The organism is Dactylosporangium sp. NPDC051541 (genome assembly GCF_044454505.1).
GTDB lineage: Bacteria > Actinomycetota > Actinomycetes > Mycobacteriales > Micromonosporaceae > Dactylosporangium.
In genome coordinates this window covers 764,418-787,824 of the sequence record NZ_JBITDU010000001.1, presented here as the reverse complement: position 1 = coordinate 787,824, position 23,407 = coordinate 764,418, and the positions used below count along the sequence as shown (strand labels likewise).

The window sequence follows — 23,407 nt, the reverse complement described above, 5'->3', positions numbered from 1 at the left end:
ATGGACTTCTCCTACGCCCCCGCGCCCGAGTCGCGCTCGATCGCCGACATCCAGTCGTCCTACGGCCTGTTCATCGACGGCGAGTTCGTCGAGGGCAAGGGCGAGCCGTTCAAGTCGATCAACCCGGCCAGCGAGGAGACCCTGGCCGAGATCGCGTGCGCCGACGCCGCTGACGTCGACGCCGCCGTGACCGCCGCCCGGCACGCCTACGACCGGGTCTGGGGACCCATGCCGGGGCGGGAGCGGGCGAAGTACCTCTTCCGCATCGCCCGGATCATCCAGGAGCGGGCCCGCGAGCTGGCGGTGCTGGAGTCGCTGGACAACGGCAAGCCCATCCGCGAGTCGCGGGACGTCGACATCCCGCTCGTGGCCGCGCACTTCTTCTACTACGCGGGGTGGGCCGACAAGCTGCCCTACGCCGGCTTCGGGCCCGACCCGCGCCCGCTCGGCGTGGCCGGCCAGGTCATCCCCTGGAACTTCCCGCTGCTGATGCTCGCCTGGAAGATCGCGCCGGCGCTGGCCGCGGGCAACACGGTGGTGCTCAAGCCGGCCGAGACCACGCCGCTGACGGCGCTGCTGTTCGCCGAGATCTGCCGCCAGGCCGACCTGCCGCCCGGGGTCGTCAACATCATCACCGGGGCCGGCGAGACCGGCCGCCTGCTGGTCGAGCACCCCGGCGTGGACAAGGTCGCGTTCACCGGCTCGACGGAGGTCGGTCGGGCGATCGCGCGGGCGGTCGCCGGTACCCCCAAAAAATTGACCTTGGAACTCGGCGGCAAGGCCGCCAATATCGTCTTCGACGACGCCGCCGTCGACCAGGCGGTCGAGGGCGTCGTGAACGGGATCTTCTTCAACCAGGGCCACGTGTGCTGCGCGGGCTCGCGGCTGCTGCTGCAGGAGTCGATCGCCGAGGACTTCCTGGCCGCGCTCAAGCGCCGGATGGCGCAGCTGCGCGTCGGCGACCCGCTGGACAAGAACACCGACGTCGGCGCGATCAACTCGGCCGCACAGCTGGCCCGCATCCGGGAGCTGTCCGACATCGGCGGGCAGGAGGGGGCCGAGCGCTGGTCGGCGCCGTGCGAGCTGCCCGACCGCGGGTTCTGGTTCGCCCCGACGATCTTCACCGGGGTGACACAGGCCCACCGGATCGCCCGCGAGGAGATCTTCGGCCCGGTGCTGTCCGTGCTGACGTTCCGCACGCCGGACGAGGCGGTCGAGAAGGCCAACAACACGCCCTACGGGCTGTCGGCCGGGGTGTGGAGCGAGAAGGGCTCCCGCATCCTGCGGATCGCCGACCGGCTGCGGGCCGGCGTGGTGTGGGCCAACACGTTCAACAAGTTCGACCCGACGTCGCCGTTCGGCGGATACAAGGAGTCGGGCTACGGCCGCGAGGGCGGCCGGCACGGGCTGGAGGCCTACCTTGAGCACTGAAGGCCGGCTGGCCGTCCGCAAGACATACAAGCTGTTCATCGGGGGCGCGTTCCCCCGCAGCGAGTCGGGGAGGTCCTACCAGGTGCAGTCGGCCTCCGGCGACTTCCTCGCCAACGCCGCCCTCGGCTCCCGCAAGGACGTCCGCGACGCCGTGAAGGCGGCCCGCGCGGCGACCGGCAAGTGGTCCGGGGCGACCGCGTACAACCGCGGCCAGATCCTCTACCGGGTCGCCGAGATGCTCGAGGGCCGCCGCGCCCAGTTCGCCGCGGAGGTCGCCGACGCCGAGGGCGTCGATCCGGCTTTTGACCTTGTCGATGCGGCCATCGACCGCTGGGTCTGGTACGCGGGCTGGGCCGACAAGATCGCCCAGGTCCACGGCGGGGCCAACCCGGTCGCCGGGCCCTACTTCAACCTCTCCGCCCCGGAGCCGACCGGTGTCGTCGGCGTCGTCGCTCCGGCCCGGTCCTCGCTGCTCGGCCTGGTGAGCGTCATCGCACCGGCGATCGTCACCGGCAACACCGTCGTCGTGCTCGCGTCCACCGAGCGCCCGCTGCCGGCGGTGACGCTGAGCGAGGTCCTGGCCACCTCCGACCTGCCCGGCGGCGTGGTGAACATCCTCACCGGCGCGGTCGCGGAGATGGCACCCTGGCTCGCCGCCCACATGGACGTCAACGCCATCGACCTGACCGGTGTGACCGACCCCACACTCGCGAAGGCGTTGGAGGCGGCCGCGGCGGAGAACCTGAAGCGGGTGATCAGACCGAGCGATCCCGACTGGGGCGCCGACCCCGGCGTCACCCGCATGCTGTCGCTGCTGGAGGTCAAGACGGTCTGGCACCCCAAGGGGGTCTGACCGCCGCCGACGGTGCACACTAGGGTGTTTTGTGCGCGAGGCCACACGCCATGATGTGCGCCGCCCGCCGAGCCCCACTACGGAGGTCACAGTGGCCCGCCAGTCTCCCTCTTCCCGGTCCGCGTCGTCGCGCGCCGCCGCTAACCGCGCCGCCGCGTCCCGCAAGACCGAGCCGGTCGAGGAGCAAGTGGACGCCGCGGTCGACGACACCGCGGTCGACTCCACGGTGGACGACACCACCATCGGCTCCACGGTCGACGACACCGCGGCCGGCTCCACGGTCGACGACACCGCGGCCGGCTCCACGGTCGACGACACCGCGGCCGGCTCCGGCGCGGACGTCGACGACGAGGTCGACACCGTCGAGGACGTCGATGCCGTGGACGACGACGAGGACATCGAGGACGACGACGCCGACCTCGACGAGGAGACCGGCGGCAAGGAGCGTTCGGCCCAGGCCGACGCCATGTGGAACGACGTGCAGATGGAGCCGGTCGAGATCGCGCTGCCCAAGGGCGTCGGCTACACGCTGCGGGCCTACCGGCTCTCCAACGAGCTCACGCCGACCGAGATCGACGAGGAGGAGGACGACGACTTCGCGATCCTCCACCGCCGGGCCGACGCGGACGAGGACGACGAGCGGGTCGTGATCCTCGAGAACGCGGAGCTGTTCGAGGACGAGCCCGAGCCGGTCGTGGAAGCTTCATCCAAGCGTTCGTCGAAGCAGCGTTCTGCCGCTTCCGACAAATCGGACTCGGCTGACGAGGACGACGACCTCGACGATGACGACGCCGTCGCGGCCAAGAAGTCCGCCAAGGCGGACGACGAGGACGACGACGACGAGATCTCGGACGAGGACGACGAGCTCGACGACGAGGCCGAGGACGACGAGGAAGACGAAGAGGAGGAAGAGGAGGAGGAGCCCGAGGAGGTTCCGGCGTTCCTCTCCCACCGCGGCAAGCTGCTGCTCTTCCGCTCGGTCGAGGGCCTGGTCGACTTCGTGAAGTCCGACGGCGTCGAGCACGACCTCACCCAGGTCAGCACCTGGGACAGCCTCAAGAAGCGGATCACCGTCTCGTCGGTCGTGCCCACCGACGAGAACCGCTACGAGCTCGACCTCGTCGTGGAGAACCTCCGCGGCGGCCAGGACGCCTGGGACACCGACCTGCTGCTCGCCGCGGGCGAGGCGGCACGTGACCTTGCTTACGCCCTGCGCCTCGAGGCGGTCCGCACCGCCCTCTCCCCGGGCTCCCCCCTCGACGACCTCGACGAGGGCCTGCGAGCTGCGGCATCGGGCGGTGTGAGCGGGTTCTTCGCCAAGCGCCGGCTGAAGAAAATCGGGGCACAACAGGCAGCCCTCGGCTGGCGGACCATCATCGGCAAAATTTCTGCCGCCGTGGACTGGCGTGATTGATTTGTGACCGACAGGATCTAAGCCGTGGGTATTTCGGCACGGCGTGGCCCTGGCCGGACGGACAAGACGGTGGACGACGATCAGCCAGCGGGGTATTCAGCCGAAACGGCTGATCGCGTCACCGGCCGTCAACCTGTTCACTAGAGGTCGTTCAGTTTTCGTTGTGCGTTTACCAGCACCAACACGACGGCGGGGCTCCGGGACAGTCCTCGCCGACGTGACGAAGCTCAACCGATGTCCCGAGAGGAGGACGACGCGGTGGCGCTCGTTCGGGTGTACTGCGGTCTGGCGTCGGCTGAACCCGCCGATCCGCAGTCGGGTTCCGACATCTGGTTGACCGTCGCGGTCGTCGATGACGCCGGCCGACTCATCGACATCTGCGAGGTGAGCGACGACGCCGGCGGCTACGCCGAGCTCAGCGCTCTGCTGGCGCAGCGCTCCGGCGGCACCTCCGCCGTAGCGGTCGCGGCCGAGAGCGACGACCACGTCGTCACCCAGCTGCTCACCGCGGCCGGACGCAACCTCGCCTTCACCGACGACGACTCGGCGGACGACTACGCCGAGCGCTTCGCCGACGATGAGTCCCCCGAGGAGATCCAGTCCAACGCGGCCGAGCGCCGCGCCGTCGGGCTGGCCCGGGCGCTGCAGGCCGGCGTGCTCTCCGCCGTCGGCCAGAGCCCGCCCCGGGACATGCTGCCGCTCAAGCCGGTCCTCGCCGCGCACGCGGCCGTCGTCTCCGGCCGCCAGAGCGCCGCGGCCACGCTCCGCGAGGTGCTCCGCGAGCTCTACCCGGCCGCGCTGCGGGCCTACCCGGACCCGGCCGAGTCGATCCCCCTCGCGATTCTCGACGCCCTGCCCGAGCCCGGCATCCTCGGCGGCGGCGCCACCGGCCGCAAGGCCGACCAGGCGGTCGTCACCGAGCTCGCCAAGGCCGGGGTCGCCGACGCCACCACGCTGGGTGAGGCCATCACCGCCCTGCGGGTCGCGATCGCCGAGACCCCCCGCCGCACCGGCGTCAACCGGACCATGACCATCGCCGTCGCCGAGACCATCCGGCAGTCCGTCGCGGCCGTGCGGGCCGGCGACGCCGCGGCCGCCGCGCTCGTCGCGGTGCTCGCCGACAAGATGAGCCCGGCCACGCACCGCACGCTGCCCAACCGGCAGCGGCCGGCCACCGCGCTCAGCCCGGGTGCGGGTCTGGCCGCGGCCACGCCGCTGACGCCCCACGTGTCGCCGCTCAACCAGGCCACGCCGCTGACCCCGGCCACGCCGCTGCGTCCGGCCGCCGCCGCGGACAGCATGCCGTCGCGCTCCCGCGCCGTCGCCGCCAACGCCCGGCCGGCCGCCGCCGCGGTCGAGCCCATGCCGAACCGCACCCGCGCCGCGAGCCGGGCCGCCGCCGAGGCCGCCCGCGCCGCCGAGGTGGCCGCGGCCGAAGCGGCCCGGACCGCCGACGTCGCCCGCACCGCCGAAGTGGCCACCCGCAACACCGGTGGCCGCCGCCGCGCCCAGACCGGACCGGCCATGCCCACGCAGGCCCAGCCGCCCGTCGTGTCGGCGCCCCCGGCCGCGGGCCTGCCGAGCGTCGTCGGCTCCGCGCCGGCCGTCGTCTCCGGCCCGCCCGCCGTGATCTCCGCGCCGCCGGTCGTCTCCACCCCGCCCGGCTACGTGCCCTCGGCGCCGCCCGCATACGGGTCGGTCCCGTCGGCTCCGCCCTACGGCTCGGTGTCGTCCGCCCCGCCATACGGCTCGGTGTCCTCGGCCCCGCCCGCCTACGGTGTGCCCTCGGCCCCGCCGGTGACGTCCACGCCGCCCGGATACGCGCCGTCGTCGCACACGCCGCCGTATCAGCCGGCCGCCTACCAGCCGCCGACGCCGATGTACGCCCCCGCGCCGCCGGTGCCGCCCACCTACCAGGGGCAGTCACCGACGCCGGCTTCGATGCAGTCGATTCCAGTACCGCTGCAGGCCGCTCCTCCGCAGCCGACGCCCGTGGCGCCGCTGCCGGTCGCTCCGGCCCCGATCGCGCCGCCGCCGATCGCGCCGATCCCGGTGATCCCGCCCCAGCCGACCTCGTCGTCGGCGGAGCCGCAGTTCACCGAGGCGTCGTTCGCGTCGCTCATGCCGTCGCCGCCGCCGGGCATCGCCCCGCTGATCGGCACGCACGAGCCGCACGAGATGCCGCGCTTCGACACTTACGGCTACGACCCGCTCAACGGCATGCCCGCGGCGCCGCCGATCACTCCGGCCGCGCCGACCTCCGGCGGTGGCCGGCTGAGCGACCTCAGCGCCCTGGGTGAGCCCCCGACGCTGGGCAAGGCGGCCCCGACCCGCCCCAACTGGTCGCTCGACTCGGACAACGGGCCGACGACCGAGACCTCGGCCGCGGCCTACAAGTTCGGCGCCGACCCGCTCGCCTCCGCCTCGGAGCTGAGCAGCCTGCCGAAGCTGAGCGACATCCCCCAGCCACCGGACTTCTCGGCGCTGGACGCGACGATCGAGTCCACGTCGGGCTCGCTGCGCGCCGACCCGCTCGGCACCGGCGCCAACGCCCGGGGCTCGTCCGCGCTGAGCTCGTTCGGCCCGTCCGCCCCGTCCGGGGAGTTCCCGCCGCTCAACAGCGAGCGCCCGACCCGTTCCCGGGCCGACTCCGCGGCCGCCGCTGCGGCCGCCGGCCTGTCCCGGGCCGAGCGGCGAGCCGAGCGCGACCGCGCCGACGAGGCCGAGGCGCACCAGACCCGCGCCGGCTCCCGGCACGCCGAGCGCACCCAGGACGAGGAGCCGGCCCGCAGCGAACGCGCCCGGACCGAGATCCCGCGCTCCGACCGGGCCCGCACCGAGATCCCCCGCAGCGAACGCGCCCGGACCGAGATCCCGCGCTCCGACCGCGGCCGCACCGAGATCCCCCGCAGCGAGCGGGCCCGCTCCGCGTCGGCCGAGCGCCCGGTCGAGCTGCCCCGCCAGCGCGAGGGCCGCGTGCCCCCGCCGTGGCAGACCGGCGAGCTGCCGCTCGAGTCGGCCGGCCTGCGCCTGGTCGAGCCGGCCCCGGTCGCCGACCCGGCGCTCAAGCCCGGCTACTCGGACGAGCTCTCCGGCGACTTCAGCGGCGAGTTCCCCTTCGAGCCCCCGGCCCTGCGCCTGGTCGACTCCGAGCGCCCGGCCGAACGCGCCACCGCCCGCAGCACCGGCGCCGGCCGCAGCCGCCGCGCTCCGGCCGCCGACCGCGACGCCGCCAAGCCCGCCGACGAGGGCGACGGCGACCTGCTGATCTTCGCGGCGGCCCGCTCGGCCTGGTTCACCGACTGGGACGCCGACTCGACCGGCGAGGGCGAAGTCGCCCGCCCGGAGGTCAACTGGGAAAACTCCAACGACTCGGCCTGGCAGGCGGCCCAGCGCGCGGCCGCACCGCAGATCGGCGACGAGACCAGCACGGGCCTCCCGCGCCGCGTCCCGCAGCAGAACCTGGTCCCCGGTGCCCCGGTCAACGAAAACCCGGAGCGTCCGCTGCGGATCGTCCGCGACGCCGCCCAGATCGCCGCCCACACCACCGGCTACTTCCGGGGCTGGCGGCGCGGCCAGGAGGTCGGGGGCTTCTCGGTCGGCGGCCGCCCGGGTCGCGAGTCCGCCGGTGGCTGGGACTTCAGCCGCGAGGCGAGCCGCGACTACCAGGAGCGCGAGTACGAGTACCGCTCCGCCCGCCGCTAGTTCCGCGGCACCAACGGCAACGCTCGAAGGCCGCTCCCACGACGGGGGCGGCCTTCGCCGTCTCCCCGCCCCTCCCTCCGCCGGACAGATCGGTGTACAGCCCGGGGCGGAGACGCGCGCCGATGCGTGTACGGCGGCCTGTGCGAGCCGTGTGTCGCCCGGGAGGTTCCGGGGGCACCCGAGTTGCACCGGGGCGAGGTCGGGCGCGCAGAGAGACGCTGGACGGGAACTTCGGCGTTCCGCATCCGGCTCCGTACGCAGCGTTAACCCCGGCAACGCAAACGCGCACCGGGCGTCCCTCTCGGGAGCTCGGTGCGCGGGTGCGGCTGAGTGGGTGGTGCTGTTGAGTTGTGGCGGTTACGCCGGCGCGGTGGCGCGGGTGCGGCGCATCGACAGGACGTACTCCACCAAGGAGATGAGCACGTTCTTCGTCGACTCCCGCGAGCGCGCGTCGCACGACACGACGGGCACGTCGCTGGACACCGCGAGCGCCTCCCGCACGTCGTCGGCGTTGTGATACTGCACGCCGTCGAAGCAGTTGATGGCCACCAGGTATGGCAGCCGCCGGTGCTCGAAGAAGTCGATCGCGGCGAAGCAGTCGGCGAGCCGCCGGGTGTCCACCATCACGACCGCGCCGATCGCACCCCGCACCAGCTCGTCCCACATGAACCAGAAACGGGTCTGGCCCGGGGTGCCGAACAGGTACAGGATCAGGTCCCGGTCGATCGAGATACGACCGAAGTCCATTGCGACCGTGGTCGTCGTCTTGCCGGGCACATTGCGGGTGTCATCCACACCGACACCGGCGGAGGTCATGATGGCCTCAGTGGTCAGCGGCGTGATCTCCGAGACCGAGCCGACCAGTGTGGTCTTGCCCACGCCGAAACCGCCGGCGATGACGATCTTCGCTGACGTGACCCGCCCTGGGCGGTGTGCCACGTCAGAGCCTCCGAAGTCCACTCAGCACCCTCTCAAGCAGTTCTGTGCCCACCGACTCGTTTTCGTCGAGCGAGGTCGGCTCGTACACCGCGACCAGTCCGTCAGCAGCCATGTCCGCCACAATGACGCGAGCGACACCCAGCGGAAGCTGCATGCGCGCCGCGATCTCGGCGAGGGACTGCAGTCGGCCGTCGCAGAGCGTTGAAATGTATTGCTGCTCCTGGCCGTGATTACCACCCGGCCGGGTGTTGGCCGCCCGGCCCCGAACGGTGGTCTCTATTAGAGCCTCGATCGCAATTTCCAGCTTGGGCCGGGTGCGACCTCGGGTGACGGCGTACGGCCTTACCAGCGCGCCCGTTGGCTCATCGCGTTCGGCCATGTTCGCCGTTCACCTCCTCACTCGTCGGGCCTCGTAAGCAGCCATTGAGTATGTTTGTGCAGCTAAAAGGTAGTGCTTCGTCACCTGGTTCAGCTTCAGCCGAGCATCGAGGCCGTGGGGCGGGGCGGCGGCGTGAGAGCGTCACCGACCCGGTCGACCAGCAATGCCATTTCGTAACCGACCTGGCCGACGTCGCAGGCGCGGGCCGCGAGGACCGCGAACGACGAACCGTCGGAGATCGACATGAGGAACAGGAAGCCATTGTCCATTTCGACCACAGTCTGCAGCACGGCCCCGCCTTCGAAGCAGCGGGATGCGCCCTGGGTCAGGCTCACCAGACCCGACGCGATCGCGGCAAGCTGGTCACCACGGTCACGCGGCAGGTCACGAGAAGCAGCCAACAGCAGACCGTCCGCCGAGACGGCGACCGCGTGGGCGACCCCCGGCACTCGGTCCGCGAAGTTGGCGAGCAGCCAACCGAGATCCTGCGTAGATGTCATGCCTCTTGCTCCTTGCCAGCCTGCGAGTTTTGAGGCCCGGCCGAAGTCGGCTCCGGGGTTTTCGAGTCGTCGGACCGGGTCCGGCCACGCTGAACGCCTCGGTGATACGCCGACAACAGACCGCGCACGGACTCAGGCGTCCGCTTGTGCGCAGCGGCCGGGTTGGGCTCAACCCCGCCAGGAACGAGCTGCGCCTGCGGCACGCGCTTTGGCAAACCCATGTCGGTCGTCGCAAATTCCTGAACCTCGGCGATTGCCGCTGCGGCTTGCCATCCTTCGTCGGCCGCAGTGCGCCAGTTTACTGCCGAACCGCTCGACGCCCGGTCCCCCGAACCTCGCGAAGGTTCACCCGGAGTGCGGGTTTCAAATCGCTGCGGCGGGACGTATGGGGACGGCGCCTCGCTATAGGTCACCTCGACCGGCCGGGAGCCGGGCGTGGCGGGCTGCGCCGGGGCCGGAGCCGCCGGGTTGGCCGCGGGAGGAGCCGGGGGCGTCAGGTCTTCCAGCGGCTGGCGCTTGGTCGTGAACCAGGCGGACTCCAGCTCCCGGAAGATCGGCAGCTCCATCGTCTCGTCGACGAAGCGCTGCCGCGGGTCTGATGCTTCGCTCTCGTTCGGCGCCGGGTCCCAGTCGAGCCGGACCCGTGGAATCTCCGCCGTCATGTCGACGGGCGCGTAGGGCTCCGGCTGGGCCGCGGGCCGCGGCGGCGCCGCGGGCTCGGCCGGCGGCCACTGGGCCGGCGGGTTGGCCAGGGCGCTCGGACCGGCGGGAGCCTCGTCGAAGCCGTTGAAGCCGGGGCGCTGCCGCGGGATCGGGCCGCCCGTCTCCTCGGGGGCGGCCGCCTCGGCCTGGGCCGCTTCCTCGTCGGACGGCCAAGCCTCGTTGGCGCGGCGCTGCGGCAGCGGGTTGAGCCCGCCGGGCTCGCCGCCCCGGTTGCGCGCCGGCGTGTCGTCGCCGCCGAGGTCACCGGCGCCGGTGAGGTCGGACCAGGCCGGCAGGCTGCGCCCGCCGTTGCGCTCGGGAGCGCGGTCGTCGCCGAAGCCGTTGCGGCTGAAGCCGCCGGTGTCGCGCTCGGGGTCGCGGCCGCCGGTGCTGAACCCGCCGGTGTCCCGGCCCGGGTCGCGCCGGAAACCGCCCGTGTCGCCACGCCGGAAGCCACCGCTGTCCTGCTCCCAGCCACCGTCGCCACCCGCGGGCGGGAGCGTCGGGCGGGCCGGCGGAGCGGGCGGCGCGGGCCGCGGCGGCGCGCCGTTGGCGAAGCCGTTGACGGTCGGGCGCTCGCCGGTGTTGGCGTTGCCGCCCGGCGTGGGCCGGTCGCCGCTGAAGAGGCCGCTGCTGGTCAGGGTGCCGAAGCGAGGTCCGCCACCGCCACCGTTGCCCGGACCGCCGAAGCCGCCGGGGCCGGGGCCGCCGAAGCCGCCGCCGTTGCCCGGGCCGCCGAAGCCGCCGGTGCCGGCGCCCGCGAAGCCACCGGTCGGCGGGCCCTCCAGCGCCAGGGGCGAGGCGAGCGGCGATCGGGGGGCCGGGGTCGACGGGATCGGGCGGGCCTGGACCACGTCGTTGGGGCCGACGGCGGGCATGCCGGCGATGGGCATCCCGGCGGCGTTACGCCCGGACAGCGCCCGCGGCACGAGCACGCCGGCCGGCAGCGTCATGTCGGCGATGGTGCCGCGCTCGCGGGCCGCGCGCAGCTCGACCTTGACGCCGTGGCGGGCGGCCAAGCGGGCGACCACGACGAGGCCCATCATTCGGGAGACGGCCACGTCGACCATCGGCGGGTTGGCGAGCCGGTCGTTGAGCTCGGCCAGCTGCTCGGGCGAGATGCCGATGCCGTGGTCCTCGACCAGCAGCGCGGCGCGGTCGCCCACGCGGCGGGCCTCGACGATGACGGCCGAGTCCGGCGGCGAGAACGCCGTGGCGTTGTCGAGCAGCTCGGCGACCAGGTGGACCATGTCGTTGACGGCGTGCGCCGCGATCTCGATGTCCCGGTCGATCATGCCGAACTCGATGCGCGTGTAGTGCTCGACCTCGGACTGGGCGGCGCGCAGCACGTCCATGAACGGGGCCGGCTCGCGCTGGATGCGTGTCGAGTCCGCGCCCGCGAGGACCAGGAGGTTCTCGTCGTTACGGCGCATCCGGGTGGCCAGGTGGTCGAGCTGGAAGAGCTCGGCCAGGCGGTCCGGGTCCTCCTCGCCGCGCTCCAGCCGGTCGAGGTGGCCGATGAGCCGGTCGACCAGGATCTGCGAGCGGCGGGCGAGGTTGACGAACATGGTCGCGACGCTGGCCCGCAGGGCGGCCTGCTCGGCCGCGGTGCGGACGGCCTCGAGGTGCACGGCGTTGAACGCCTCGGCCACCTGGCCGAACTCGTCGCGGCTGCGGATCGGCAGCGGCTCGGCGATCTGCAGGGCCAGCTGGTGCGGCGACATCTGCGTGGCCAGGGCCGGGTCGCGCAGCCGCTGCACCGCCTGGGGCAGGCCGAACTGGGCGACCGTGAGCGCGCCGTGGCGCAGCTCGCGCAGCGACCGGGCCATCGAGCGGGCCACGATCCAGGCGAAGAGGATCGCCAGGAGCAGCATGCCGAGCAGGGCGCCGGCGGTGACGAGCACCCGGCGCTGCAGGTCGTTGCGGGCCGCGGTGGCGCTGTCGACGTTGTGGTCGTCGAACTCGATCTCGATGCCACGCAGCAGGTTCGCCTTGTTGATCATGGCGTTGTCCCACGCGGTGGCCGTGAAGATGTCACCCGGCAGCGCCTCGGTGGTCAACGGGCCGAGCACACCTTCGAAGGTGGCGGCCTCGCGCAGATCGGAGCCGGAGCGCTTCTTGTCGAACAGGTCGCGGTGCCAGGGCTGGGAGTTGGTGCGGAACTGCTCCTCCGCCTGCTCCTGGCCGGTCAGCGCGGACTGGAACTCCTTGCGCAGCTGCGGCGTGAAGGCCTTCGTCGTCAGCGCCCGGAGGCCGACCACCCGCTCGAGGGCGACCTGCTCCTTCATCTGCGAGATGGCGGCCGAGGCGCGCATGTCGGAGCCGAGCGACGGGTTGTTGGACAGCTCGGCCGAGCTCTCGCGGATGCCGAGCAGGTCGTCGATCAGCGAGCGGTAGCGGGCCACGACGGTGCTGGCCAGGATGTCCTTGCCGCCGTCGGAGATCTGCTTGCGCATGCCCGGCAGGTCCTGCAGGGAAGTGTCGATCGAGGCGAGCTGCTGGCGGAAGTCCTCGGGCGGGTCGGCCAGGCCGGACCGGGTGAGCCGGTAGTCCTTGCTCGCGTCGTCGGTCTTCTGGGTCTGCCGCTCGAACACGCTGCGGGCCTCGACGGCGCCGTCGGTGTTGAGCTGGCCGAGGACCATGGCCGCGTTGGCCCGCTCGTTCTGCAGCTCGTGCACGAGGGCGGCGGCCTGCTGGGAAAGCCCGGAGAGGGTGCGGGCCCGGTCGGCGTCGTTGGCGTCACCGATATTGCCGACGAGACCGTTGGTGCCGACGACGATCGTCGCGATGATCGGAACGATCATGATCAGACCGAGCTTGGACCAAATTGGCAGGTCTCGGAGCCGGCCGATCGGGAAACGCAGACGCGACGAGACAGGCTCCCGCGTCGATGGCCGTTTGCTCACTTCACCGCCCTCCGAACCGGCGCCTTATGAAACAGCAGGCACCCGCGACCGGCCGACCCTACTGGGCCAGACCTCCGAGATTCCACCATGTCCCGTGCCAAGAAGAAAGCCCAGGTCTGTGGCTGCGTCTTATGAACATTGATGAGGCAAATGTCCGAATAAGCGGTATCCACGAAGACCATCCGGATAAACCGGATGATCGTCGCCGACAAATCCGGACATCACGCCAGCTTCGCGTAGGCGGGCTTGATCACGTCGTTGATCAGGGCCAGGCGCTCATCGAACGGAATGAACGCACTCTTCATCGCATTCACCGTGAACCACTGCAATTCCCCCCATCCGTAGCCGAAAGCCTCGACCAGCAGGGCCATTTCCCGGGACATGCTGGTGCCGCTCATGAGCCGGTTGTCGGTGTTCACCGTCACGCGGAAGCGCAGGTCACGCAGCAGACCGATGGGGTGCTCACGGATCGACGGGGCGGCACCGGTCTGCACGTTGGACGACGGGCACAGCTCCAGCGGGATGCGCTTGTCGCGCACATAGGCGGCGAGCCGGCCGAGCGAGTTGGCACCCTCAGCGTCGGCCACGATGTCGTCGACGATGCGGACACCGTGTCCGAGCCGGTCCGCGCCGCACCACTGCAGCGCCTGCCAGATCGACGGCAGCCCGAAGGCCTCACCGGCGTGGATGGTGAAATGTGAGTTCTCGCGCTGGAGGTACTCGAACGCGTCCAGATGCCGCGTAGGGGGGAAACCGGCCTCGGCGCCGGCGATGTCGAAGCCGACGACCCCGGCGTCACGGTAGCGGATCGACAGCTCCGCGATCTCCATCGACCGGGCCGCGTGGCGCATCGCCGTGAGCAGGGTGCCGACCCGGATCGGGCTCCCCAGCCCGGCGGCCTCGGCCGCGCCGGCCCGGAACCCGTCCAGCACCGCCTCCACGACCTGGGGCAGCGTCAGCCCGGCGGCCAGGTGCTGCTCGGGCGCGAAGCGGACCTCGGCGTAGACCACGCCGTCGGCGGCCAGGTCGAGCGCGCACTCCCGGGCCACCCGGTGCAGCGCGTCCGCGGTCTGCATCACCGCGACGGTGTGGGCGAACGTCTCCAGGTATCGCTCCAGCGACCCCGAGTCCGCGGCGGCGACGAACCACTCGCCGAGCCCCTCGGGCGTGGCCGCCGGCAGCTCGTGACCGATCCCGGCCGCCAGGTCCAGGATCGTGGCGGGGCGCAGACCGCCGTCAAGGTGGTCGTGAAGGAGGGCCTTCGGCGCACGACGGATCTCGTCGAAACTGGGAGCAACCATGCCCTGACACTAGTGGTGTGCAAACCGCCGTCATCACACATCTGCGGTGTCCCGTGTGCCGCGAGCCGCTCGCCCCGGCCGAGCACGCCCTGCGCTGCCCTCGGGGTCACTCGTTCGACATCGCCCGGCAGGGGTACGCCGACCTGACCGCCGGGCGCCCGGTCCACACCGGCGACACCGCGGAGATGGTGGTGGCCCGGGAGGCCCTGCTCACGGCCGGCCACTTCGCCGCGCTGAGCACCGCCGTCGCCGCGCTCGTCGCCGGCGAGCCGCCGGGCCTGGTGGTGGAGGTCGGCGCCGGCACCGCCCACTACCTGGCCGCCGCACTCGGGCCGGACCGGGACGGCCTGGCGGTCGACACCTCCAAGGCCGCCCTCAAGCGGGCGGCCCAGGCCCATGGGCGCATCGGGGCCGTCCGCGCCGACATCTGGCAGGGCCTGCCGCTGGCCGATGACACCGCCGCGGTGGTCCTGGACATCTTCGCGCCCCGGTCGGGCGCCGAGTTCGCCCGCGTCCTCGCCCCCGGCGGCGCCCTGGTCGTGGCCACACCGGCCGCCGGCCACCTGGCCGAGCTGGTCACCGCCCTCGGCCTGATCACGGTCGACCCGGCCAAGGAGGAGCGGCTGCACAAGAGCCTCGATCAGTGGTTCGTGCGCACCGGCCGGCACCGGGTCCGCGACCCGCTCGGCCTCACCCGGGCCGAGGCCGAGGCCCTGGTCGGGATGGGCCCCAGCGCCTGGCACACCGATCCGGACACGATCCGCGCCACCATCGCGGCGATGCCGGAGCCGATCACCGCCACGCTCGACGTGGATCTCAGCGTCTGGCGTCCTTATATATAGATCGCTTATGTAGAGAGGTCGACCTGCTCCCAGCCGGGGGCCTCGCCGTGGTAGCGGCCGCTGAACACCACCGCCCACTCCAGGGCCCAGCGCCGCTGCACGGCCACGGTGGCGTCGACCGGCAAGGGCAGCTGCCGCCGCTCGCACTCCCGCAGCGACCAGCCGAGGCAGTAGTACAGATCCAGCTGCTGGGCCGCGGCGGAGGCCGAGCGCAGGGCGACCAGCGTGCGCCGGCGCCAGGTCTCGAACGTCTCGCCCTGCCTGAGGTCGGGCAGGCGCGCCCGAAGCCCCTCCAGGTCCGCCGGGCGCAGCGGGTCGAGGTCCATCGCGATGCCGAGCAGCCACGACAGGGCGAAGAGCGCCTCGGCGTGCCGGGCGAACCCGTGCTCGTCCCCGGTCGCCTCGGCCACGAACTGCCACTCCGAGTGGGTCAGCCGGCTGACCAGGCGGGCCTCGCTCAGCCACTGCACGCCCAGCTCCGGGGGCAGGCCGTAGGCCCGGGCGAGCACCACGTTGAGGCACGCGGCCCGGGCCTCGAGCTCCGGCCCGGGGCGCAGGCCGACCTGGTCCCCCGGCTCCCAGGCCAGCGGGAAGTCAGGCGGCGGGAGCGGGAGCCGCAGGCGGTGCAGCTCCTCGAGACTGGCCTCCCGCACGCGCTGCGGATCCGGCGCTGTGGTGATCACCCGCGCACAATAACTGGACGTTCGGCCGGGGTGCGCATCAGGAGATCCGGTCGAGGATCAAAGGCCTTTTAGCCGGGGGTACCTCCGCCAAAGCGACAGCGCCACGAGCGACTTCGAGGGCCGCGGGCAGCTTGGCCGCGTCCTCGGCCCGCAGTTCCATGAGCACCTCGCCGGCGTGGACCGGGTCGCCCGGTTTGCGGTGCAGGATGATCCCGGCCGAGGCGCTGACCGGGTCCTCCTTGCGGGCCCGACCGGCTCCGAGGCGCCAGGCGGCCACCCCGATGGCATAGGCGTCGAGCTCCGACACGAACCCGTCGGCCCCCGCGGTGATGGTCTCCACCTCGTTGGCGACCGGCAGCGGCGCGTCCGGGTCGCCGCCCTGCGCCCGCACCAGGGCCCGCCACGAGTCCATGGCCCGCCCGCTCGCGATCGCGTCCTGCGGGTCGGCGTCACCGAGCCCGACGGCGTCGAGCATCTCCCGGGCCAGGGCCAGGGTCAGCCCGGCGACATCCGGCGGCCCGCCGCCGGCCAGCACCTCCAGGGACTCCTCGACCTCCACGGAGTGCCCGACCGCGCGGCCGAGCGGCGACTCCATGTCGGTGAGCAGCGCGACCGTGGTGACGCCGTGGGCCTTGCCCAGCTCGACCATGGTCCGGGCCAGCTCACGGGCGTCGGCGACATCGCGCATGAACGCGCCGGAGCCGAACTTGACGTCCAGGATCAGCGCGGACGTGCCCTCGGCGATCTTCTTGCTCATGATCGAGCTGGCGATGAGCGGGATCGCCTCGACCGTGCCGGTGACGTCGCGCAGCGCGTAGAGCTTGCGGTCGGCCGGGGCCAACCCGTCGCCGGCCGCGCAGATGGCGGCGCCCACGCCGCGCAGCTGCTCCACGAACTCGTCGTTCGACAGCCGGGTGCCGAATCCGGGAATGGCCTCCAACTTGTCCAAGGTCCCGCCGGTGTGGCCGAGACCCCGGCCGGACAGCTGCGGCACCGCGGCCCCGCAGGCGGCCACGAGCGGCGTGAGCGGCAGCGTGATCTTGTCGCCGACCCCGCCGGTGGAGTGCTTGTCGACGGTCGGGCGGCCGACCTTGGACAGATCCAGCCGCTCCCCCGAAGCGATCATGGCCGCCGTCCAGCGGGCGATCTCCCCCGCTGTCATACCGTTGAGCAGGATGGCCATGGCCAGAGCGGACATCTGCTCGTCGGCGACCTCGCCGCGGGTGTAGGCGGCGACGACCCAGTCGATCTGCGCGTCGCTCAGCACGCCCTTGTCACGCTTGGCGCGAATGACATCCACGGCCGCGAAGCTCATCGAGTGCTCCAGTCCTGTTCGATGCCGGCCGGGCGCGGGGTGTCGCCGGCCCAGCTGGTGGTGCCCTGCGCGTCGACGACCACGACCCGCGGGGTGCGGATGCGGCCCCAGTCGACGGCCGCGGCGGCGGTGGCGAAGATCGGGCCCTCCTCCAGGATGCCGGTCGGCTCGTCGTCGCCGGTGCCGGACGAGCGTTCCCAGTAGGACGTCCAGACCTGGCGGCCCTCGGCGACGTCCGGGTGGACGAAGACCGTGCCGCTGCCGACCTTCAGGGCCAGCGCGGCCGGGACGGTCGGGCCGAGGTCGAGCTCCCGATCGGTGACGCGGGCCAGGTCGCTGTCGTCGAACGCGTAGGGCAGCAGCGCCGACATCGGCAGGGGGCCCCGGGCGTGGTCGATGAGCAGCGCCGCCCCGCCGTGCTCCCAGAGCAGCTGCCGGCAGCGGCCGCACGGCATGAGCGGCGCGCCGTCGGCGTCCACGCAGGCCAGTGCGACCAGCCGGCCGCCGCCCGTTGCCTGCAGGCTGGAGACCAGGCCGCACTCGGCGCACAGGCCGAGGCCGTAGGAGGCGTTCTCGACGTTGCAGCCGACCACGACCCGGCCGTCGTCGACCAGCGCGGCGGCACCGACCGGGAACTTGGAGTAGGGCGCGTAGGCCCGCTCCATGGCGGCCACCGCCGCGCTGCGCAGCGCGGCCCAATCAACCACTTGAGAGTTCACAAACCCATCTTGCCTTCCGAAGCTCAGCCGCCGCGGCGATAGGGCTTGCCGTCGGCCGCGGGCATCCGCAGCCGCTGGGCCGCGAGGGCGAGCACGACCAGCACGGTGATGTAGGGCGCGGCCTGGACCAGCGCCGTCGGGATCGTGTCGACGGTGAAGAACAGCACGTAGGCGCCGATGCCGAGGACCCCGGCGGCACCGCCGACGATGTAGTTGCGCCGCCGCAGGGTCTCCCACGCGGCCAGGGCCAGCAGCAGCAGCCCGACCAGGATCAGCAGTGCGTGCAGCGACTCCGACCCGCGCCGCAGCTGCAGCGCGTCGGTGTAGCCGAACAGCGAGGCGCCGAGCGCCAGGCCGCCCGGCCGCCAGTTGCCGAAGATCATCGCGGCCAGGCCGATGTAGCCGCGGCCGCCGGTCTGGCCCTCACGGAAGATCACCGAGCTCACGGTGGCCAGGTAGACGCCGCCGAGGCCGGCCATCGCGCCCGAGATCACGACGCCGTAGTACTTGTACTTGTACACGTTGATCCCGAGGCTCTCGGCCGCCCGCGGGTCCTCGCCGACGCTGCGGATGCGCAGGCCGAACGCGCTGCGCCAGAGCACCCACCAGGTGCCGACGACCAGCAGCACCGCGAGCACCGTCACCAGGGACACGTCGACGAGCAGGCCGCGCAGGACGCCGGCCAGGTCGCTGATCAGGAACCAGTGGTGCTTCTCCAGCCCGTCCAGGTTGTCGACGCCCGGGACCGACACGCGCGGGACGGTCTGGTCCGGCTGCAGCGCGGGCGACTGGGTCGCGCCCGCACTGCCCCACGCGATGAACGAGAGGTAGCGCGTGACACCCGGCGCCAGCAGCGTGATCGCCACACCGGAGATGATGTGGTCCACGCCGAACGTGACCGTGGCGAGGGCGTGCAGCAGGCCGCCGATGGCACCGCCGGCGATGCCGATGAGCAGGCCGAGCCAGGGGCCGAAGTGCAGGCTGCCCCAGGCGCCGAACCAGGTGCCGAGGATCATCTGGCCCTCGAGGCCGATGTTGACCACGCCGGCCCGCTCGGCCCAGAGCCCGCCGAGGCCGGCCAGGCCGATCGGGACGGCCGCCTGCAGCGCGGCCTGGATCGCGCCCTGCGAGGTGACGTCGTCGGCCCCGGTGAACAGGTGGACCAGGGACAGCCCGAGCAGCACACCGGCGACGATGAGCAGGATGCGGGCGGTGCTCAGGCGGCGCTTGCGCGGCGCCACCGGCCCGGCCGTGACCTCGGAGAGCATGGCGTCGGTGCTCACTTCGACTCCTCCGCGCTCGCGGCCAACGGGGCCGAGCCGACCGGCGCCGCGGTGGCGGCCCCGACCCTCTGCTGCTGTGCCCGCCGGCCGATGCGGTTGGCCAGCTCGTAGGCGACGACCACGGACAGGACGGCGACGCCCTGCATGATCACCACGATCTCTTTCGGGATGCCGTCGAGGTCGAGGATGAGCTGCGAGCGGGCCAGGAAGCCCCACAGGAGCGCACCCAGGGCCATGCCGACCGGGTGGTTGCGGCCCAGCAGCGCGACGGCGATGCCGGTGAAGCCGATGCCGCCGAAGCCCTCGGTGTAGGTGTGCGTCTCGCCGAGCATGCGGGGCAGGTTGACCAGGCCGCCGACGGCGCCCGAGATCACCATCGCGGTGATGACCATCTTCTTGGCGCTGACGCCGCTGGCCGTGGCCGCGAACGGGTTCCAGCCGGTGGCCCGCAGGTCGAAGCCGAAGCGGGTGCGGTTGATCGTGAACCAGTAGGCGATGCCGAGGACCACGGCGATGACCAGGAAGCCCAGCACCTCCTGCTGGGTGCCGGAGACGATCGGCAGGCCGGGCATCCAGGAGTCCTTGGGCAGCACGCCGGTGGTCTTGATCTGCGCGCCCGGCTGCTGCGTGCCCCAGTGGTCGTTGAGCAGCCAGGTCACCACCTGCGCGCCGATCGCGTTGAGCATCAGCGTCGAGATGACCTCGCTGACCCCGCGCTGGGTCTTGAGCAGCGCGGCGATCGAGGCCCAGGCCGCGCCGACCAGCGCCGCCACCACGATGATCATCGCGATCCGCAGCGCGCCGGGCATCCAGCTCATGAACGAGGCGCTGGCCAGCGCGCCGGCCATGAACGCGCCGATCTTCGACTGGCCCTCGACGCCGATGTTGAACAGGCCCATCTTGAAGCCGATGGCGACCGCGATGGCGGCGATGTAGTACTCGCTGGCCTTGTTCAGGATCTCCACGATCGAGTCGGGCTTCTGGCCGAACTCGAGCATGTCGCTGAAGGCCTGGGCGGCGTCCTTGTCGGTCAGCTCCAGCACGATCCAGGAGATCGCCGCCGACAGCAGCAGCGCCGCGACCGGGGCGAGGATCTGCGGCAGCAGCTTGGCCGGGTCGATGCGCCGCCAGAACGGCGGCGGGGAGGCGACGGGTGTCGTGGCCGCGCTCACTCGGAGGCCTCCTCGGTCTCGTCCTCATTCGCAGCGCCGGTCATGGCGACGCCCAGCTGTTCGGGGGTGACGGTCGCGGGGTCGGCGTCGGCCACCAGCCGTCCACCGTAGATGACCTTGAGAGAGTCCGACAGTCCGATCAGCTCGTCCAGGTCGGCCGAGATCAGCAGGACACCCATGCCGGCGATCCGGGCGTTGCGGATGTGGTCCCAGATCGCGGCCTGGGCGCCGACGTCGACGCCACGGGTCGGGTGGGCGGCGATGAGGACCTTGGGCTCGTGGCTCATCTCGCGGCCGACGATGAGCTTCTGCTGGTTGCCGCCGGACAGCGCCACGGCGGCCACGTCGATGCTGGGGGTGCGCACGTCGTACTGCTCGACGATGCGCTGGGTGTCGCGGCGGGCGCCGCCGACGTCGATCAGGAACCCGCGGGCGTTGGGGCGCTCGGTCTGGTGGCCCAGGATCCGGTTCTCCCAGAGCGAGGCGTCCAGCAGCAGGCCCTGGCGGTGCCGGTCCTCCGGGATGTAGCCGATGCCGGCCTCGCGGCGGCGGCGGGTGCTCCAGGCCGACACGTCGTCGGCGCCGAGCCGGATGGTGCCGGTCGACGCCCGCATGCCGAGGATGGCCTCGGCCAGCTCGGCCTGGCCGTTGCCCTCGACGCCGGCGATGCCGACGACCTCGCCGCGGTGGATGGTGAACGACGCGTTGTCGACCAGGGGGCGCCCGCCGGCCGCGCCGGGGACCGTGAGCCCCTCGATGACCAGGGCCGGCTCGTCGGTCACGGTCGACTCGCGGGCCTCCGGGCTCGGTAGCTCACTGCCGACCATCAGGGTGGCCAGCTGGCGGGCGGAGACGTCGGCCGGCTTGACCGAGGCGACGGTCGTGCCGCGGCGGATGACGGTGATGTCGTCGGCGACCGACCGCACCTCGTCGAGCTTGTGCGAGATGAACAGGACGGTGAGGCCCTCGCGGATGAGCTCGCGGAGGTTGCCGAAGAGCTCGTCGACCTCCTGCGGGACCAGCACGGCGGTCGGCTCGTCGAGGATCAGGATGCGGGCACCGCGGTAGAGGACCTTCAGGATTTCGACCCGCTGCCGGTCACCGACCCCGAGATTCTCCACCAGCTCGTCCGGTCGCACGCCCAGGCCGTACCGCTGCGAAATCTCTTTGATCGTGTTTTTGGCCCGTCCCCCGATGCCGTGGCGCTTCTCGGCCCCGAGCACGACGTTCTCGGTCACCGTGAAGTTGTCGGCCAGCATGAAGTGCTGGTGCACCATGCCGATGCCGGCCTCGATCGCGCCCTGCGGCGACGAGAACCTGACCGGCTGGCCGTCGACGATGATCTCGCCCTCGTCCGGCGGCTGCATGCCGTAGAGGATCTTCATGAGGGTCGACTTGCCGGCCCCGTTCTCACCGACGATCGCGTGGATCGTGCCCTTGCGCACGGTGAGGTTGACGTCGGAGTTGGCCACAACGCCGGGGAACCGCTTCGTGATCCCCTTCAGCTCGACGGCGGGTGGATCCGCGGTCATCCAGGCTCCTAACAGATGTGGCGGGGGACTGGATAGTCCCCCGCCGTGCACCCGATGTCTACAACGATGTTGTTACTACTTGGTGGGGACGGTGACCTTGCCCGACACGATGTCGGCCTTGGCCGCGTCCAGCTTGTCCTTGATGTCGTCGACCTTGCCGCCGGAGGTCGCGTAGCCCACGCCGTCGACCTTGAGGTCGAAGACGGTGGCGCCGCCCTTGAAGTTGCCGGCCGCGAAGTCCTTGACGAAGTTGAACACCGCGGTGTCGACCCGCTTGAGCATGGAGGTCATGATGACCGGCTTCAGCGACGCGTCGGTGACGGTGTTGTACTGGTCCGAGTCGACGCCGATGGCGAGGGCGTTCTTGGCCTTGGCGGCCTCGAAGACGCCGGTGCCGGAGCCGCCGGCGGCCGCGTAGACGATGTCCGCACCCTGGTCGTACATGCCCGTGGCGGCCGTCTTGCCGCCGGCCGGGTCGTTGAAGCCCTTGCAGGCCTCGGCCGGGGTCGACAGGTAGTTGGGCAGCACCTTGATGTCGGCCTTGACCGACTTGGCGCCGGCCGTGAAGCCCGCCTCGAACTTCTTGATCAGGTCCACCTGGCAGCCGCCGATGAAGCCGACCGTGCCCTTCGTGGACTTGAGGGCGGCGGCGACGCCGACCAGGTAGGAGCCCTGCTCCTCGGCGAACGTCAGGTCAGCGACGTTGTCCGCCTTGGTCGCGCCGTCCACGATCGCGAACTTCGTGTTGGGGCAGTCCTTGGCCGCCTTGGCGAGCGGGCCGTTGGCTGCGTCCGCGCCGTCGTAGACGAAGCCGACCGCGATGACCGGGTTGTAGCCGCTGTCGCACAGCAGCTTCAGCCGCGAGTACTTGTCGTTCTCGCTCTCGCCGGCGACCGCGGCCAGGTCCTTGACCTCGATGTTGAGGTCGCTCTTGACCTTGTCGAGGCCCGCGGCGGCGGAGTCGTTGAACGACTTGTCGCCCCGGCCGCCGATGTCGAAGGCGAGGCCGACCTTGACGTTCTTCTTACCGGCGGGCGCGCTGCCGTTGTCGCTCGTGCCGTTATCCGAGTCATCACCGCAAGCGGTCATGCTGCCCAACGCGACAAACGCCACCGCGGCGGTCGCGAGAACCTTCATCCCACGCACTCGGCGCAAGACGATCTCCCTTCCCAAAGCACCGCCTGAACGCGGTGAACCCAACGGCGGGAGCGTACGCCCTCGACGGTGCTGTTCCAGCGTTTGCAGCCGGGTTGGGAGGAGTGCGTTATAGGCCCGTGACGTGCGCCCGGCGCCGTCCGCCTCGTGGGATCGATCTTGTAACACCATAGTTACCGCCAAAACACGGCAACCGCGGCGTTAACGAGCGTTAACCCGACCAAAGCGAGGAAATGACCCCGGTTGACCTCGGTCCGCTTCCGCGCGAAGAAGACCATCGCGAAGATCATGCAGCCGATGACGAGCTTCACGGCGAGCTTGGCCGTCGGCGGCTCCGCGTCCCCGCCACCGCGCAGTGGAGCGGCCAGCCCGAAGCCGGTCAGCAGCATGACGACGGAGCCCCAGAGCATGGCCGGGCTGATCCGCAGCTTCCCGGTCAGGTACTGCGCGATCGAACCGCCCAGCAGCAGCGCAAAGCCGATCAGGTGCAGAAACAGGAGGATGAGCCGCAAAGGTTCCACCCGCGCAACGTAGCGGCCCCTTGACTCTCCCGCAGCTGGAGGGTCGACGATTCGA

At 71.8% G+C, this 23,407-nt stretch carries 18 protein-coding genes; 5 read left to right on the top strand and 13 right to left on the bottom strand.

The genetic code is table 11. The annotated features are described in order from the left end of the window. From ACIA8L_RS03675 to ACIA8L_RS03660, 4 genes are all read left to right on the top strand, one after another. Positions 1-1,431 (top strand): aldehyde dehydrogenase family protein, encoded by a 1,431-nt coding sequence (locus ACIA8L_RS03675; RefSeq protein WP_395900026.1) that lies wholly within the window; start codon positions 1-3, stop codon positions 1,429-1,431. Then, on the top strand, positions 1,421-2,284 hold the full coding sequence (locus tag ACIA8L_RS03670) for an aldehyde dehydrogenase family protein (RefSeq protein ID WP_395900024.1): 864 nt from the start codon (positions 1,421-1,423) through the stop codon (positions 2,282-2,284). Before ACIA8L_RS03675 ends, ACIA8L_RS03670 begins: the two co-directional genes overlap by 11 nt. 91 nt (positions 2,285-2,375) lie before the next feature. Next, on the top strand, positions 2,376-3,698 hold the full coding sequence (locus ACIA8L_RS03665) for a DNA primase (RefSeq protein ID WP_395900022.1): 1,323 nt from the start codon (positions 2,376-2,378) through the stop codon (positions 3,696-3,698). Between the two features lie 234 nt (positions 3,699-3,932). Beyond that, the gene (locus ACIA8L_RS03660) at positions 3,933-7,403 is read left to right on the top strand and encodes a hypothetical protein (protein ID WP_395900020.1); all 3,471 of its coding nucleotides are present in this window, start codon (positions 3,933-3,935) and stop codon (positions 7,401-7,403) included. Positions 7,404-7,760: 357 nt separating this feature from the next. On the opposite strand, the gene ACIA8L_RS03655 is transcribed toward ACIA8L_RS03660, so the two are convergent. The 5 genes from ACIA8L_RS03655 to ACIA8L_RS03635 all read right to left on the bottom strand — a co-directional run bounded on the left by ACIA8L_RS03655 (position 7,761) and on the right by ACIA8L_RS03635 (position 14,130). Beyond that, positions 7,761-8,363, bottom strand: coding sequence for an ATP/GTP-binding protein (locus tag ACIA8L_RS03655; RefSeq protein ID WP_223101135.1), 603 nt, complete (start codon positions 8,361-8,363; stop codon positions 7,761-7,763). Next, complete coding sequence (locus ACIA8L_RS03650) at positions 8,344-8,721, bottom strand: DUF742 domain-containing protein (protein WP_223101134.1); 378 nt, start codon at positions 8,719-8,721, stop codon at positions 8,344-8,346. Before ACIA8L_RS03650 ends, ACIA8L_RS03655 begins: the two co-directional genes overlap by 20 nt. A 95-nt stretch (positions 8,722-8,816) precedes the next feature. Beyond that, the gene (locus ACIA8L_RS03645) at positions 8,817-9,221 is read right to left on the bottom strand and encodes a roadblock/LC7 domain-containing protein (protein ID WP_033358336.1); all 405 of its coding nucleotides are present in this window, start codon (positions 9,219-9,221) and stop codon (positions 8,817-8,819) included. Beyond that, the gene (locus ACIA8L_RS03640) at positions 9,218-12,727 is read right to left on the bottom strand and encodes a nitrate- and nitrite sensing domain-containing protein (RefSeq protein ID WP_395900018.1); all 3,510 of its coding nucleotides are present in this window, start codon (positions 12,725-12,727) and stop codon (positions 9,218-9,220) included. Before ACIA8L_RS03640 ends, ACIA8L_RS03645 begins: the two co-directional genes overlap by 4 nt. A 323-nt stretch (positions 12,728-13,050) precedes the next feature. Next, on the bottom strand, positions 13,051-14,130 hold the full coding sequence (locus ACIA8L_RS03635) for an adenosine deaminase (protein ID WP_395900016.1): 1,080 nt from the start codon (positions 14,128-14,130) through the stop codon (positions 13,051-13,053). A gap of 17 nt (positions 14,131-14,147) precedes the next feature. Between ACIA8L_RS03635 and ACIA8L_RS03630 the strand changes: the two genes are divergently transcribed. Beyond that, positions 14,148-14,972: a putative RNA methyltransferase gene (locus tag ACIA8L_RS03630; RefSeq protein WP_395900015.1), complete on the top strand. Its 825-nt coding sequence runs from the start codon at positions 14,148-14,150 to the stop codon at positions 14,970-14,972. A gap of 5 nt (positions 14,973-14,977) precedes the next feature. Here the strand turns inward: ACIA8L_RS03630 and ACIA8L_RS03625 are convergent, their stop codons facing one another. The 8 genes from ACIA8L_RS03625 to ACIA8L_RS03590 all read right to left on the bottom strand — a co-directional run bounded on the left by ACIA8L_RS03625 (position 14,978) and on the right by ACIA8L_RS03590 (position 23,352). Continuing rightward, positions 14,978-15,655 (bottom strand): DUF4272 domain-containing protein, encoded by a 678-nt coding sequence (locus ACIA8L_RS03625; protein ID WP_395900014.1) that lies wholly within the window; start codon positions 15,653-15,655, stop codon positions 14,978-14,980. A gap of 37 nt (positions 15,656-15,692) precedes the next feature. After that, the gene (locus ACIA8L_RS03620; RefSeq protein WP_395900013.1) at positions 15,693-16,970 is read right to left on the bottom strand and encodes a thymidine phosphorylase; all 1,278 of its coding nucleotides are present in this window, start codon (positions 16,968-16,970) and stop codon (positions 15,693-15,695) included. After that, complete coding sequence (locus tag ACIA8L_RS03615) at positions 16,967-17,689, bottom strand: cytidine deaminase (protein ID WP_395900012.1); 723 nt, start codon at positions 17,687-17,689, stop codon at positions 16,967-16,969. Before ACIA8L_RS03615 ends, ACIA8L_RS03620 begins: the two co-directional genes overlap by 4 nt. 23 nt (positions 17,690-17,712) lie before the next feature. Further along, positions 17,713-18,972: an ABC transporter permease gene (locus tag ACIA8L_RS03610; protein ID WP_395900010.1), complete on the bottom strand. Its 1,260-nt coding sequence runs from the start codon at positions 18,970-18,972 to the stop codon at positions 17,713-17,715. Beyond that, complete coding sequence (locus tag ACIA8L_RS03605) at positions 18,969-20,144, bottom strand: ABC transporter permease (protein ID WP_395900008.1); 1,176 nt, start codon at positions 20,142-20,144, stop codon at positions 18,969-18,971. Before ACIA8L_RS03605 ends, ACIA8L_RS03610 begins: the two co-directional genes overlap by 4 nt. Continuing rightward, complete coding sequence (locus ACIA8L_RS03600; RefSeq protein WP_395900006.1) at positions 20,141-21,676, bottom strand: ABC transporter ATP-binding protein; 1,536 nt, start codon at positions 21,674-21,676, stop codon at positions 20,141-20,143. The genes ACIA8L_RS03605 and ACIA8L_RS03600 overlap by 4 nt, the downstream gene beginning before the upstream one ends. Positions 21,677-21,751: 75 nt before the next feature. Beyond that, the gene (locus ACIA8L_RS03595) at positions 21,752-22,813 is read right to left on the bottom strand and encodes a BMP family protein (protein ID WP_395900004.1); all 1,062 of its coding nucleotides are present in this window, start codon (positions 22,811-22,813) and stop codon (positions 21,752-21,754) included. 191 nt (positions 22,814-23,004) lie between these two features. Continuing rightward, the gene (locus ACIA8L_RS03590) at positions 23,005-23,352 is read right to left on the bottom strand and encodes a hypothetical protein (RefSeq protein ID WP_395900002.1); all 348 of its coding nucleotides are present in this window, start codon (positions 23,350-23,352) and stop codon (positions 23,005-23,007) included. Positions 23,353-23,407 lie beyond the last annotated feature (55 nt).

What these genes read in the sequence shown, in the direction of transcription:
- ACIA8L_RS03645 (WP_033358336.1), bottom strand. Translation starts at nt 9,221, where the DNA reads ATGACATCTACGCAGGATCTCGGTTGGCTGCTCGCCAACTTCGCGGAC.
- ACIA8L_RS03600 (WP_395900006.1), bottom strand. Translation starts at nt 21,676, where the DNA reads ATGACCGCGGATCCACCCGCCGTCGAGCTGAAGGGGATCACGAAGCGG.
- ACIA8L_RS03650 (WP_223101134.1), bottom strand. Translation starts at nt 8,721, where the DNA reads ATGGCCGAACGCGATGAGCCAACGGGCGCGCTGGTAAGGCCGTACGCC.
- ACIA8L_RS03675 (WP_395900026.1), top strand. Translation starts at nt 1, where the DNA reads ATGGACTTCTCCTACGCCCCCGCGCCCGAGTCGCGCTCGATCGCCGAC.
- ACIA8L_RS03640 (WP_395900018.1), bottom strand. Translation starts at nt 12,727, where the DNA reads ATGATCGTTCCGATCATCGCGACGATCGTCGTCGGCACCAACGGTCTC.
- ACIA8L_RS03595 (WP_395900004.1), bottom strand. Translation starts at nt 22,813, where the DNA reads ATGAAGGTTCTCGCGACCGCCGCGGTGGCGTTTGTCGCGTTGGGCAGC.
- ACIA8L_RS03660 (WP_395900020.1), top strand. Translation starts at nt 3,933, where the DNA reads ATGTCCCGAGAGGAGGACGACGCGGTGGCGCTCGTTCGGGTGTACTGC.
- ACIA8L_RS03635 (WP_395900016.1), bottom strand. Translation starts at nt 14,130, where the DNA reads ATGGTTGCTCCCAGTTTCGACGAGATCCGTCGTGCGCCGAAGGCCCTC.
- ACIA8L_RS03620 (WP_395900013.1), bottom strand. Translation starts at nt 16,970, where the DNA reads ATGAGCTTCGCGGCCGTGGATGTCATTCGCGCCAAGCGTGACAAGGGC.